Genomic DNA, 14410 nt, shown 5'->3' with positions numbered 1-14410 from the left:
AGCCGCTATACGTCAACTCGTGCATACTTTGCATTTTTCTCAATAAAATCACGCCGCGGAGCTACTTCATCGCCCATCAGCATAGAGAACAAATGGTCGGCTTCTGCTGCTGATTCAACAGAAACCTGTTTCAAGCTTCTCTTGTCAGGGTTCATTGTTGTTTCCCAGAGCTGCTCCGCATTCATTTCTCCCAAACCTTTGTATCGCTGCACGTTCACGGAATCTTCTTTCCCTCCGCCTATTTCTCTGATCGCTTCTTCTCTTTGTAATTCTGTCCAGCAGTAACGCTCTTCGCGTCCTTTTTTCACGAGATAAAGCGGCGGCTGGGCAATGTAGATGTACCCGTGGTCGATCAGGATTTTCATATACCTGAAAAAGAACGTCAGGATCAGCGTGCGAATGTGGCTTCCGTCAATATCCGCATCGGTCATGATCACAATTTTGTGGTACCTCAGCTTATCGATGTTCAGCGCCCTTTCGTCTCCATCCTTTCCGATCTGCACGCCCATCGCGGTGAACATGTTCTTGATCTCTTCATTTTCATAAATGCGGTATTCCTGTGCTTTTTCCACATTCAGGATTTTACCACGCAATGGTAATATTGCCTGGTAGGCGCGGTTGCGGCCCTGCTTGGCAGTTCCACCCGCCGAGTCCCCTTCAACCAGGTACAGTTCGCAAACGTTAGGGTCAGTTTCCGAGCAGTCAGAAAGTTTACCTGGAAGTCCCGTACCTGTTAGCACGTTTTTCCGTTGCACCATCTCACGCGCCTTTTTAGCGGCGATGCGTGCTTTGGCAGCCAGGATTACCTTATCAATGATCACACGCGCTTCTTTCGGGTGCTCATCCAGATAGGTATCAAGCATTTCAGCCACTACCTGACTTACTGCACCTGTTACTTCCGAGTTACCCAGCTTGGTTTTGGTCTGACCTTCAAACTGCGGCTCCTGTACTTTAATGGAGATCACAGCTGTCAAACCTTCGCGGAAATCGTCACCGCTGATCTCTACTTTTTCTTTTGCAAGAATACCCGACTTCTCTGCATAGTTTTTCAGTGTACGGGTCAATGCAGCCCGGAAACCGGAAACGTGCGTTCCGCCTTCGATGGTATTGATATTGTTCACATAAGAAAACACATTCTCGCTGTACGACGTATTGTACATCATCGCCACTTCCACGGGAATCGCGCCTTTGTCGCTTTCCATGTGGATCGGCTGCGGGATAAGCGGCTGTCTTGTGGCATCGAGGTAGGTAACGAATTCGTTCAAACCTACTTCTGAGTAAAACTCTTCGCCGCGGAACTTGCCTTCTTCATCCTCTTCCCTTTTGTCTTCCAGGGTAATGCGTATTCCTTTATTCAGGTACGAAAGTTCGCGCAAACGGGTTGCTACGGTTTCGTATTTAAATTCAGTTACTGTAAAAATGGTTGAGTCAGGAAGGAAATGGATGAATGTCCCTGTCTTTTCAGACTCTCCGATTACCCTTGTAGCATAAAGCGGCTTGCCTTCACTGAACTCCTGCTCAAATATTTTTCCCTCGCGGTGAACCTCCGCGCGGAGATGTATAGAAAGTGCATTTACGCAGGAAACCCCTACCCCGTGCAAACCTCCCGAAACCTTGTATGTGTCTTTATCAAATTTACCACCGGCGTGGAGCACAGTCAGTACTACTTCAAGTGCAGACCGCTTCTCTTTGGGGTGCATTCCCGTAGGGATACCCCGACCGTTATCCTGTACTGTAATAGAATTATTCTTTTCTATTGTAACATTGATGGTATCGCAATAGCCGGCCATTGCCTCATCAATGGAATTATCAACAACCTCCCAAATCAAATGGTGAACTCCCTTAAAACCAGTGTCACCGATATACATCGCCGGACGTTTGCGGACGGCTTCTAAACCTTCTAAAACCTGGATATTTTCAGCTGAATAACTGTTTACTTCAAGCACTGTTTCGTTTGACATATAGTTTGTTTTTCACTTGGATAAAAAGAACCATTTTCAGGCTTTTTAAGCATGTAAAGATACGTTTTTTTTCGGAGGAATCCAGCCTTGGGGAACGATTTGTTGCGACGGGATGAAGCAGGTGGAAATATTAATTAACCAATATTCGGATTGGGTAATCTAACGGTAAAATAATGCAGAAGAAAGGTATTTTGCAGCTATTGCAAGGCAATGCGGCTGGTGGTGACAAGAAGCGCTTTGTCTAGCCGGTAAAACGTTTTTTCGTGTTTATCACTAACATCCAGAATACCCAGGTCATAGTTCCCCGGCGCCAGATCGTCAATCCGGAAAAGCACATTGAAGCCCGGTTTGTAGTAGTTTCCTGAGGTTAATATCTCCCTTCTTGCCTCCACTTTGGGATTGGCACTCACCAGGTGGACCTGTCCGTGGGTACGATCCTTTAAAACCATAAACCGGTTACCGGTAAACCCTTTCCGCTCCGGCTCTACAACGCTGGAAACGAAGTAGAATGTGAGCAGCTCCGTAGTGTCGCGGCTCAGCCTGTCTACCTTCCATTCCTCCACATACATGCCGTGATCCGCCGTGGCCAAAGGCTGTGCAGCAAACATCGAATCCAGCTGCGCCTTTTCAACGACGGGCCTGGGAATCCTGAAAAAACCTTTCTGATAAGCTGGCGTAAGATAAAAATCGGCATTCCGGAGAATCGATTTTTCAACAGAAAACATATTGTGGTTGGTTTTCCAATTGTAAACATCTGCGAGGTAAACCGTCTTCTGAGCGGCGATCATCTCCGTGAATTTGTAATAGGAATAAATCCAGTAGAACACACTTAATCCGATCAGTATGGACACAACCCGCATGCGGCGGAAAAATGAGGTGTAGCTGAGCAGCAACAGGTAAAAAATAACCGTGGCCAGCGAGGCATAAATCTGGAAGCGGCTCGCGATCGTGCTGCCCGCCCAGGACCTGAACAAGGCTACCACAAAGCTCGTGATGAAGATGAATGCAAAAAGAGAGATCAGCTCCACGGTACCGGGCTTGATAACCAACGGCTTGCCGTAGTACGTCTGTGCGATTTTGGTCACGATGAAGGCAACGAAGGCGACGATCACAATCCCCCAGACGGCGGACCAAAGCACCGGAGCCGACCAGAGTGACATACTTGAACCCACAAAACCAAACAGCGAAGAAAGGAAGCTGATCACGCTGGTGGGAAGCTTGCCAGCCTGCCCCGACTCGTAGCCGATGATGTAAATCAAAAAACAACCGATCATAAACAGAGCTGTCATGATGGCGCCTCTGAAATCCTTAATGCACAGAAAGAAAAAAATGATCGCCGGGAAAGAAAGTATCCCGTTACCATGCGTAAATGTGGCCAGAAAGCAGCAGAACATCGCTCCGAGGAATGCGCCGCTGGTGCGTCGGGAAACGAGCATAATCGCCGTAACTGTGAATGCAGTCAGGAAAGAATGCTGCAATCCGGTTAGCGCCCAGTTTGAGATCTCGTGATACAGTGGCTGAAAAAACAGGAAAGCAGCTGGCAGAAAGTACCAGGGCGGCAGATTCAGCTTCCGGAATTGAAGGTATAGAAATCCGAAGATGTAACAGACATTGACCGAGACGATCACAATGTAAGCCCGGTAATCCAGGTACCCCGTCAAATGATAGTTAACCAGCGACACAAACCGCGGTACCGCCGCCTTGTGATCGTTAAAGGTCCTGAAAAGCTCCTTGATAACTCCTGAAACACCCGATCCGCCCTGGGAAATCGTTTCTATAAACTGGATAAGGAGATAATCATCCTGATATGGAAAATTAACGGAGTAGTAAAAGTTGTAAACGAAGTAGATCAGGGCAACAAGGATTATAACAATGCCCGCCAAAAATCGCTGCATAAGTTTAATTTGATAGATGAGAGGTGGGCAGCTATCGGCAGGGCTTACAACCTGGCTGCGTAAGACAAATCTAAAAACTTAAAGCATTTAATCTCAAACGTTCCGCCAAATCTTCGTCAACGATGTCACTTACAGGCTCTAAACGAAGAAAGCGGCACCTGGCCGCTCTCTTCGTTTGAAATTTATATCTCATTACATTTTCTCCATCGGGTGTTCCTTCAGGAGCTGATCAGGTGAGTAGAAATCCTTCTTACTCTCAGTGGCAGCACGTACCTGCTTCACCTTCTCCGGCGAAATAGCGGGCCCTTTATTACCGAATGAGTTTCTTACATAGGTGAGCACAGCAGCCATTTCGTCGTCTTTCAAAAGTCCGCCGAAAGGTGTCATCGGCACTTGTCCGGGGTACTTCTGCCCATTCACTTCAATGGGCCCAAGCAGACCTTTCAATGCGAGCTTGATCAGCCGCTCGTCGCTTCCAAGTACCCATTTGGTATTGGCCAGCGGAGGGAAACCGGCTGCAGCCAATCCTTTTCCGTCAGGCTGATGGCAGGTCGCGCAGTAACCTTCTTTGGCGTAAATCTGCTTACCCTGGTTGAACAGGATCAGATCGTTGCCTTTCAGAGAGGTTTGAGCCACTTCTTCTTTTTCCTTCTTGACATTCCTGTCATTTAAATGCGCATCGGCAGCTTCCCAGGCGTGGATCATCCAGTCGTCAAGCGGCATTTTCCTGGCCTCTGCCAGAATCGGCAATCCCTTTTCTTTACCGATCCACGAAGCAGCCACAATAGCTACCAGGCGTACCCGGCTGTTCTCATCCCTGGCAGCCTGCATCAACAGCGCGGCCTGGTCGGGTACCTGGTGACCGGTGTAGCGTACCACCTCCACAGCAGCAGCCCGCGCATGATAATCCTTTGCTTTCAGCAATTGTTTCAGCAATTTCTGGTCAACTTTGTTCAAGCCCCAGCTTACCCACAATCCTTCCAGCAAATGGTGCTCATATCTCGGATCTTTTTTATCCAGACCGGCAATCCAGGTGTTCATTTTAGTCAAAACCTCATTTGCATTCCTTCCTCTCAGCTCTCTTCTTGTCCGGTATCTGGTGCGGTATTCCGGTAATTTCAGATTATCCAAAAGTTCTTCAATGCTCGCTCCGGCTACTTTGGCAGGTGTTACGAGCGGGCGTGAAGGATATGTAATGCGGTACACGCGGCCGTGAGAGTGGTCACGCAAAGGATCTCGTGCATTGTGCTGCATGTGGCCGATCAGGATATTGTGCCAGTCGATCACATACAATGATCCGTCCGGCGCAAACTCCATATCAACAGGCCGGAAGTTACGGTCCTCGCTCACAACCAGGTCCTGGCGGTGCTGACTTTTATAACCTGTTCCGTCATCCACCAGCGTATGCTCTTTTGTACCCAGAAATCCAATGGTATTGTTGATCAGGAAATCACCCTGCAACTCGTCAGGAAAATGGCGGCTGGATACGAATTCCAGACCGGATGTTGGACGTACCCGGTGCTTTTCTTCCACCAGCTGCACCGATTTGTGCGTAGCCTCGCCATATCTTGGCAACACAGTACCCGGCAGCATCCAGCGTACATCCGGGCTGGACGTTTCAGCAAAAAACGGCTGGCCCCAATCGTCGAATGCAATACCCCACGGGTTAGGAATCGACAATTGCGCGGTACGTTCCAGCTTTTTCAGCTGAGGCGCATATCTGTAAAAACCTCCGTTTGTAGCACGTACAGGTCCATAGGAAGTCTCCACATTGGTATGCAGGAAAACGCCCTCTCCCGAGTAAATAGCCCCTGACGGATCCACTGTAAACGCGTGGCTGTTGTGGTGGGTATCATGGTCATCAAAGCCGCTGAGGAGGATCTCCATTTTATCCGCCTTGTCGTCTCCGTTTGTATCTGCAAAGAATTTCAGGTTTGTGCCTTGTGACACATATACACCTTCGGGAGCAATCTCGAACCCAAGCGGTAAATGCAGCCCGTCCGCAAAAACAGTTTGCTTATCTGCCTTACCATCATTGTTGGTATCTTCCAGAATTATGATCTTGTCGTTAGGCTTTGTATCACCGGGCTTGTAATGCGGGTAACTCGGCATAGTCGCAATCCAGAGACGGCCCTTATTATCAAAAGACATCTGCATCGGTTTCGCCAGGTCAGGGAACTCCTCCTCGGAAGCAAAGAGCTCTATTTTATATCCTTGCGGCACTTTCAGTTTACTTAATGCATCTTGTCCGTACAGGTAAGTAAGACTGCCATTTTTTTCCGGGTTAAAATTCGTCTTTACCGGAGGAAGCGGCTTCGTGTTCTTATCAGCCGCAGCCAGGTCCGTCTTCTCTCCTTTAGAAGCTGCCAGCCAGATCGCTTTATCGCGGATATCCGTCATTTCACGGATCTTCTCGATCTCGGCAGGATAGTTATCAGGCCCAAACGGATTATACCTGCGGCCATACACGTGCACGCCATTTGGTATCTTGAAATCGTTGTGCCACATCCAGTTTTTCTCATCCACTGCTTCATGAACCAGCTTCCTGTTTGCCTCTGCCTTGGGTGAAGATTTTCCAAAAATCTGATCTGCGAGCAGCAGGCCCAGCTTTTTGTAACCTGCTTCATTGAGCTGCGATCCGTCAATGGTAAGCGGCTCTTTTGTTTCGGCATACCACTTTTGTGAAGGCGCAAATGCATCCACGAACAGGACGCCATTCTTTCCTGCAACTTCTTTCATTGCATTGGTATACAACAGCAAATTCTCGTTTTCTTTTTTGCCGTTTGGCAGGTCGTATTTGTCCGTGAGGTCTTCAAATGCAATCGGGGAAACGATGGCGAGCTGAGGTGCGGTGCTGCCGTTGTATTTCTGGCTCAGTGTATATTTGATAAATGCATCCAGCTCGGCCTTGTAATTGGCCAATCCCGCCTTACCCTGAAAAGATTCGTTGTAACCAAAAAATGCTACGATTACATCAGCCTTTAACCGCGTCAGCCATTGATCCGGCGTATCAAAATGGCCTTCGCTTTGTGAAGGGTTTGCCAGCTCTGTCTGGAATTTTTCAGCGCCGGGGAAAGCCCAGGGTGAATTGCGGCTCGCATGCGGTCTGAAACCGGGCGTATCACCGCCATCGCACATATTGCGGATAAAAAGCTCATTGTGGGGATAGCGCACGTGCAGCTCCGTCTCGAAATTATCGTAGTTCATCATTCTCGAACCCAAATTGTTGCCGAGCAGGACGATATGCGAGCCTTTTTGAAGGGCAATGGAAGCAGATTGATTGAACTTGAAAGCACTGAACGCAATCAGCGCCAATCCAAATGCAATAAGCGATACGTGAACGCTGATTTTTCTGGGTTTAGACATTTTAATGGTATTCTTAAAGGTTGGGATTAGGATGTATGCAGGTGTTACTACTTCATGCCACGGTAGGCAACGTCGATGTTCATCTTGCCTTTCCATTTAGGAACAGGTAACCCAAGCTCCCAGTGGATCGCATTCACGATCAGGCGCTGAAAAGGTTCGAGTTTAAAATCTTCCGGGTGCCCGAGGGTAGTCATGAAAACTTTGGCGCCGAAAGAGTTGGTACCCGTCCAGGCTACCGGATTTTCGATTGCTTCCTTGTCCGGGTTTACCGATTTGCCCATTAACAGCCAGGTAGAACCCTTTGTCGGGTAGTCGGGCAGCACGCGGTACAGCCAGGAGCGCGCGTGAAAAGGTCCCTTTACGCCGGTGAGGATTGGGTTTTTAGCTTGTTCAGGAATGACGGTAACATCTGTACTGCTTTCGTGACCGTAATGCGTATGCTTGGCAGCGCCGCCCCAGCCCGGAGGTGAGTTCAATGCAAACTCGCCGAATGCATTCCATTTTTCACTCTCGTGCCCCTTTGGAAAGTTGAACGCGTGGGTGGTCGTGCGGAAACCCATGACAGGTTTTCCTGTTTTTAGATAAGCGTCAATGTGCGCAAGCTGATCGGGAGGAAGCTGGCGCCATCTGAGATAGAATATCGCCAAATCTGCATCTTTCAGCGCTTCCAGGCCGGGAATGTTCTTTTCGTCGTTTGGGCCGTCTTTGGCTTTCAAGAAAATGGTTTTCATACCATAGTTCTTTTCCAGCTCGGCTGCCATGATCGGGAGCGTCTCTTCGCCGCTGTACTCGTGGTCACCGGTCACGAAAACGACCACCGGCTTCTTCGTTTGCGCCTTGACAACGCCGCTTGTAAATAGGGAAATGGATATGAGTGTAAAAATCAGCAGCCAGGGGCGGCCGCAGTGAAGCAATTTTGTCATGCGATTAAGGTTAGCCTTTTAAGAGTTTAGAATTAAGATCCAAAATAACGGAATACCTCGCATTGCCCGGCATCCTGTCCGGGTTTACTCTGAAATTTTCCGGAAAGATATAACACTAATACTTAGAAGACTCCCGAATCCAATTTTTCCCTTACTTAATGCTAGTTGAAAGATCCGTGGACTGATCAAAATGAACAGCTATTTAGGGAGAATTCTCTCCCGAAAAGCTGCTAATAGAACTTTGCTGCTTCTTGGATCACTGCGTTGATGAAGGAATTTCGCCAATGGATAGCTTCCCAATATGGAATATCCGCCGTTTAGGCTATTTAATGGAATAACAATCCAGTCGCATGAATAGGAAGAAAACGGTGACCAAAAGTATCCGCCAAATACAGGCTTCCTGTTTACGCACAGCGCAAATGGTTTACCCTGGCGTACACTGACATCTGTCAGGCGGCTAACTTTATCAATTCCGGCATCTTTAAGTTCCAGTATATAGACCGAATCATTCGAAGCCGAATCCCACTTCAATTGGTACGAGGTTATTTCTTCGTTTGTAATTAGGGGTGATTGCGGCAGATCCGATTCATTAGGAAAGAAAGCCATGCTGCTGTCCAGGCATCGTACATTTTGCGGATCCAATAAGTATATCTCTATTGCTATTTCAGCTTTGCTCAAAGATTTTTTCGTACTATTTGGTAAGTAAAAAAGCTGCATTGCCAGCAAGAGAAGACAGGTCACAACGTTGACATTTGTCATCTGATTAGTATGTGTAAAAACTTAACAAAACTCAAAAAAACCGCAATCCGAATGTGAGTGAAACGCGGGAGAGATCGACGCTGTCGTCTTTCGACAAATGGAGTGTCTGGGTGCTGACGCCCGTTTTGCGCTGCATTCTGTAAATCGCCCCCATCATGGCGTTACCTGTCAGATGAAGGGCAAAATGCCTGCTGATTTTTTGTTCCAGACCTACACTGATACCCCATCCCATCGTCCTGCCCGTGAACGTAAGCTGATCCCCGTTCAGTGCAGCCTTGTTCTGGTAAGGCTGGTATCCCAGCATAAATGAGCTCAGTACCGAAGTTGTATGATTTTTAAGATAGTGCCGGTAGATCACCGAGCCGCTCAGGTGTTGGATCGTCACCTTTTCCTTCAAACCATCCTCGGAAGCTGCATTACCCTGATAGTATTCGTATTGAAGCCCAAAACCCACTTTCTGCCAGTGGAAATAAGATACATTCCCGCCCGCAGCAAACCCGGATTTCAGATCATCTATGTAGTTTTTAGTCGCCACGTCCGAGATCCTGCCCGGCCTGAAAAGCCGGTAAGCATAACCGCCATTCAGACCATATTCCCATTTAGGCGGCTTGTTTACATTCGCATCTTTCTCTTTGACCAGCACGGCCGAGGCATCCCTGTCTTTGCTCCATTCAGCGCCCGCCGGGTTTTGCCCTAACAAACAGTCAGCCGAAAAAACGAATGCAAGAAGCAGTGCAAGTGCTCTGATCATGATGAAAAATTGCTTAAAACAGTTTCCAAAACTATCCAATTTTGGCCCAATATCGATTACCAACCGGCACTTAATGTCAGAGTACCGGCTTGATGCCGCTGCTTTTAAGCTTTTCCACAATGAACTGGCCTATTGCTTTGCCTTGCTCCTGCCCGTTCTCAATCGCATCGCGGTAGTGAATCCCGCCATATAACCGTGAAATAGCCGCTTCTTCCGCAGCTTGTCTGAACGATTTAAAATCGCGTGTCGGCAAATCAAAAATCACCTCGGTATCATCGCGAAATGAGAAATGATCGCCCAGAAGATACGTAAGCGTCTCGGCCACGGCAGTGGAAATGACACTGTGTCCGCTGGTGTACTCGGGGAATGGCGGAGTTTGCAAGAGCGGCTGCCATTTAGGATCGATCGACCTATTGATCACCGTTTCCGGCCGGACGCGGCTGCTGCGGTACTTTTCATCCCAGCAACTGATAAATCCATCCATTAAAGTTGCCGCCGCAATTGCATGCACCATAATTCCTCTGTCTAGGTCCAGCCTGGCCTTTGTAGTGGCTATCCCGGTAATGTTCATCCAATGCCCGCCCGGACTGATCTTTTTGAAACCAATGGACATGTGACCTGAGGTATTGATGGCGAATGGATTGCAGTCCCAATAGGATGCGATAAAACGTTCTTCTTCCTTCAAGTTCTTTCCCGCGAGGTAAACCTCCTTTGTCAGTTTGAAAAAAGCACTGGTACTATCCTTGCTAAACTCCACCGGCGGTTTTGGCACAAATTGTCCACTCGAATCGATGATCATAGTCCGGATGGTTTTCCAATGCGGCTCCACCCCCTCTATGTAGCCAGGAGGCGTCGGGTACCAGTAAGCTTCGCCTTTCTTAGGCCGGTAGCGCACCCTGGTACTCAGTTTAAGGTATCCGTCCTTCGCCGCACCTGCCGCAATTTGCTTGGCAACATCCTGTGCAACTACTATCGCACCATCGACCTCCTTTTGTGAATAACCTTCACGCAGCAAACTGATCACCAGCTTCTTCTGGTCCTCTTCGAGCATATAGCCCGACGGAATGATCAACCGCCCCGTTTCAAGAATGCAGTATAAGGCCGCTATCTGGTAATTGTATCCATTATCTGCCACCGAAACAGGTTCCAAACCTTTGACAAACCGGGCAGGAGAAACGATCTGCTTGTTGTTGCGGGCAGCGATCTCGTAGGCTCCCATTAAGCAATAGGTATAAAAGCGGCTGGCAGCGGGCGGATTTACCACGTCGTGGATCATCACCATGGTAACTGAAAAAACAGCCGGCTGCAAATGCATGCGCAGATCATCTTTGCCTTTTCCCGCAAAAGCAACCTGAGTCAGAAGAAGCAAAATCAATAAGTACCTGCGCATTATTTGTTGTTGTACCTGTAAAACTGGAGTGTTTCATTGAAAGCGCCTATTGTTACAAAAGGCTGCTTGTTGATCCGGATATTGAATGCGGTTTTCACGTCGCCCCGCACAGACAATCCCGAAACCGGCTGACTAACGTAGCTGAATGCACCTTGTCCGTTCCCGGATAGCAGGCAACCGAAATTGGCGTCCATACTGCCTATTTTGAGACGATTGTCTGTCTTGTTACCCAGCAGTAAAACGTCCTTTTTCCCATCTCCGTTATAGTCTTCAACCAGAATGGAACATACAGGTGCAAATTGCGCCTGCACGGGAAGGATTGTTTTTTCAAACTTTCCGTTTGTGCTCAGGAAGCAAAGACTTCTCGTCTCGTTTACTTCCAGTCTGGTGGATTTTTCAAGATCTTCTTTCGGGAAAACTTCCTGTATCGACGCATTCGCATAATCGCGGTAAAAAGGAAACTTCTTACGCATCGGGTAAATCTGGTCATTCAGCTCGTCGCGGCTTACAAACGGGTACGATTTACCTTGTACGTAAAAATTAAAGAAGGGATCAATGGAGCCGTTTTTATCAAAATCTGCGAAATACAGTTCAGCCGGCTCTTTCCTGCTGGCTTTGATCTGCGAGTTCAGGCCCATATTGCCTGCGATAATATCAGGCTTTCCATCCCCGTTCAGGTCTTCCAGCTTTAAAGCCGACCAGAATCCGCTGATCTCTTCTCCCAGGTAACTTGCCGTTTGATCTTCAAAATCTTTCCCATTAAAAGAAAATACCTTCAATGACATCATTTCACCGCAGATAACGAGCTCTGCATTCCCGTCCCCATTCAGGTCGCCCCATTGTGCGTCAGTTACCATCCCTATTTTGAAGAAAGGCGACTCTTTCATTGTGAAATTCCCTTTTCCGTCATTTAACAACAAAAAAGACACAGGCGCCTCGGGGTACCTGCCGGGAATGACGCGGCCGCCTACAAACAGGTCCAGGTCACCATCTTTATCAAAATCGAACGGACGCACACAGGATTTGCTGCTCGCTTTCATATTGGGCAGCGACAGTACCGACAAGCTCAGCTGCCCTTTCCCGTCGCTCATGTAAATCTCGTCCTGCAATGAAAAAGTGTTCGGCTCGAACATGGAATATCCGCCTTTCGCGATGTACAGGTCGTCATAGCCGTCGCCATTTGCATCAAAAAATGCAGCCGCAGAAGTAGCGGATACATTCTCGTCGCCAATCGAGAAACCTGGCAACCGGACAAAAGTACCGTTGGTTTTTTGCAAATGGATTTTTGCCTGCTTGTTCTGGTCGCCGCTGATGAAGATATCCTCAAACCCATCCTTATTCACATCACCCTTCGCGATAACTGGCCCAGTTTGAGAATACATCGTGAGCATGAGCGGCTGCCTTTTAAAATCATTTTCATTAAAACCCTCATGAACATGCGTGATCAGGTCGCCTGCATCCTGAAACACAGACGCCGTTCCGGCGGCGGGCAATTCCTTTTTCAATCCTTTCTCAGGCTCCACCACCAGCAGCTGATCGCCTTTTACGGCACGCAACATTTTAATAGAACCGTCCGGAAAAATAACCTTGACCGAATCGGCAGCAGCCTCTTTACCCAGCCCGAAATGCAAGCGCTGCGGCAGGCTGGACAAATAGCCCCTGTTCTGGTTGACCTCCTGGTACTGCATTCCCGCAGGGGTATAAACGTAAACCCGTGAGCCGGTACCGGCAGTATTAGCACCAGTCTGCTTCACCTTGATTTGCAGCCAATGCAATTCTTTCGATTCGCTTCCCATGTTCTGGTACACGAATGCGGGTTCGTTGATATTGTTGACAACCAGGTCCAGATCACCGTCATTATCCAGGTCTGCGTACACTGCCCCGCTCGAAATCGAAGGCTGGTCCAGCCCCCACTTATCCTGCATTTTAGTGAAGGTGAGATCGTGGTTGTTCCTGAAAATGTAGTTGGCGAGCTTGGTTGAAGGCATTGCTTTGACGAGGTCCATCAGGTAAAACGGCTCTTTGTCTACCGCCCGCTTGATCTTGTAATCGCCCCAGTAGCGCAGAAAATCCTTGTTGGTATAATCCCTGAAATAGCCATTCGAAACAAAAAGATCCTTAAAACCATCATTATCAAAATCGGCCAACAGCGGACTCCAGCTCCAATCTGTATTAGAAACGCCCGCAAACTGGGCTATTTCGCTGAATGTACCATTCCCATTGTTCAGCTGCAGCATATTCCGCATATACTGTTTATGGAGATTCTGGTTGGTCATCAATTCAAATGACTCGTAGTTTTCCTGTAATTGAAGCAGTTTTTGCCGCTGGTTATCCTCAGGCAGCATGTCGAGCGACATAATATCCGGCAATCCGTCATTATTGAAATCGGCGATATCGATGCCCATTGAAAACTGGGCGATATGCCTGAAATATTGCTTGGTAACGTCCTCGAACGTACCATTTTTGTTGTTGATGTAAAGGTAATCCTGCTCGTTGTAATCGTTTGTCACGTAAATGTCCTGCCAGCCATCCTGGTTCACATCCGAAATCGCCATACCCAGCCCGAACGTGAGCGGATACTGGTGAATGCCCGCTTTCTGGGTGACTTCTGTAAACTTGTTATTTTGATTCTCAAACAGCTTGTTACCAGCCAGCGCGTCGGTTTCCTGCTTGGCGCGCGCCAGTTCCATATTATCGATCTTCCTGACGCTGTGATTAAGCAGCATCATATCCAGATCCCCGTCATTATCATAGTCAAAAAAGGCAGCCTGCGTGCTGTAACTCACATTATCCAGTCCGTATTCCTGCGCCTGTTCCAGGAATTTGAGATTTCCCTGGTTGATAAAAAGCTGATTTTTGCGCAATTCGTCAGGTACTTTCCCCGAGTAGCACACGTGAATATCCAGCAACCCGTCGCCATTCACGTCCGCCATGGTCACGCCCGTTTTCCAACCGCCCTTTCGTCCCTCCAATCCCTTCCCTGCAGAACTGGTAATATCCCTGAATTTCATCAACTGCCCTTTTCCGCCCAGATTAAGGTATAATTTGTTCGGACCTGCATTGGAAGTAAGAAAAAGATCGTCGAAACCGTCGTTGTTAATATCGCCCACAGCCACACCGCCGCCGTTATAGAAGTACTCGTAGGACATCACATTGCTCCGTTCATCCTCATTGATCGGATTGATAAAGTCGATGCCGGTAGTCTTGGCGGGAAGTAGCTTAAAAAGCGGCTGCTGGCCTCTTAACAGCAAAGGAGAGGCGAAAAGCAATGTAAAAAGAAGAGAGAAATACCTGCTTTTGCTATTCATTTGAAACACGGGTACCAGTTTCAGGATGAGGAGATTTACTTAAAATTAAAAAACTTC

8 protein-coding genes are annotated in these 14410 nt (G+C 48.1%); all 8 read right to left on the bottom strand.

The window, feature by feature from the left end:
* Positions 1-5: 5 nt before the first annotated feature.
* The 8 genes from gyrB to ASG33_RS05990 all read right to left on the bottom strand — a co-directional run bounded on the left by gyrB (position 6) and on the right by ASG33_RS05990 (position 14353).
* A complete protein-coding gene (gene gyrB, locus ASG33_RS06025; protein ID WP_056281359.1) occupies positions 6-1961 on the bottom strand; it encodes a DNA topoisomerase (ATP-hydrolyzing) subunit B in 1956 nt (651 codons plus the stop codon).
* A gap of 197 nt (positions 1962-2158) precedes the next feature.
* Entirely contained in the window at positions 2159-3856 is a 1698-nt protein-coding gene (locus tag ASG33_RS06020) for a hypothetical protein (RefSeq protein ID WP_056281357.1), read from the bottom strand.
* 192 nt (positions 3857-4048) lie between these two features.
* Complete coding sequence (locus tag ASG33_RS06015) at positions 4049-7222, bottom strand: PVC-type heme-binding CxxCH protein (RefSeq protein WP_056281355.1); 3174 nt, start codon at positions 7220-7222, stop codon at positions 4049-4051.
* 47 nt (positions 7223-7269) lie between these two features.
* Entirely contained in the window at positions 7270-8145 is an 876-nt protein-coding gene (locus ASG33_RS06010) for a ThuA domain-containing protein (protein WP_082489088.1), read from the bottom strand.
* A gap of 198 nt (positions 8146-8343) precedes the next feature.
* The gene (locus tag ASG33_RS06005; RefSeq protein ID WP_056281353.1) at positions 8344-8904 is read right to left on the bottom strand and encodes a hypothetical protein; all 561 of its coding nucleotides are present in this window, start codon (positions 8902-8904) and stop codon (positions 8344-8346) included.
* A 31-nt stretch (positions 8905-8935) separates the two neighbouring features.
* Positions 8936-9655 (bottom strand): outer membrane beta-barrel protein, encoded by a 720-nt coding sequence (locus ASG33_RS06000; protein WP_056281352.1) that lies wholly within the window; start codon positions 9653-9655, stop codon positions 8936-8938.
* 76 nt (positions 9656-9731) lie between these two features.
* Entirely contained in the window at positions 9732-11045 is a 1314-nt protein-coding gene (locus ASG33_RS05995; protein WP_056281350.1) for a vanadium-dependent haloperoxidase, read from the bottom strand.
* Positions 11045-14353: a VCBS repeat-containing protein gene (locus tag ASG33_RS05990; protein ID WP_056281348.1), complete on the bottom strand. Its 3309-nt coding sequence runs from the start codon at positions 14351-14353 to the stop codon at positions 11045-11047. The genes ASG33_RS05995 and ASG33_RS05990 overlap by 1 nt, the downstream gene beginning before the upstream one ends.
* Between the last annotated feature and the right edge of the window lie 57 nt (positions 14354-14410).

Origin of the sequence: Dyadobacter sp. Leaf189 (assembly GCF_001424405.1) — a bacterium.
Taxonomy (GTDB): domain Bacteria; phylum Bacteroidota; class Bacteroidia; order Cytophagales; family Spirosomataceae; genus Dyadobacter.
The sequence above is the reverse complement of the archived record's forward strand: the minus strand, read 5'-3'. Positions and strand labels throughout refer to the sequence as shown.

Excerpts from the sequence above, each read along its gene's own strand:
- gyrB (WP_056281359.1), bottom strand. The coding sequence starts at position 1,961 with ATGTCAAACGAAACAGTGCTTGAAGTAAACAGTTATTCAGCTGAAAAT.
- ASG33_RS06020 (WP_056281357.1), bottom strand. The coding sequence starts at position 3,856 with ATGCAGCGATTTTTGGCGGGCATTGTTATAATCCTTGTTGCCCTGATC.
- ASG33_RS06015 (WP_056281355.1), bottom strand. The coding sequence starts at position 7,222 with ATGTCTAAACCCAGAAAAATCAGCGTTCACGTATCGCTTATTGCATTT.
- ASG33_RS06010 (WP_082489088.1), bottom strand. The coding sequence starts at position 8,145 with ATGACAAAATTGCTTCACTGCGGCCGCCCCTGGCTGCTGATTTTTACA.
- ASG33_RS06005 (WP_056281353.1), bottom strand. The coding sequence starts at position 8,904 with ATGACAAATGTCAACGTTGTGACCTGTCTTCTCTTGCTGGCAATGCAG.
- ASG33_RS06000 (WP_056281352.1), bottom strand. The coding sequence starts at position 9,655 with ATGATCAGAGCACTTGCACTGCTTCTTGCATTCGTTTTTTCGGCTGAC.
- ASG33_RS05995 (WP_056281350.1), bottom strand. The coding sequence starts at position 11,045 with ATGCGCAGGTACTTATTGATTTTGCTTCTTCTGACTCAGGTTGCTTTT.
- ASG33_RS05990 (WP_056281348.1), bottom strand. The coding sequence starts at position 14,353 with ATGAATAGCAAAAGCAGGTATTTCTCTCTTCTTTTTACATTGCTTTTC.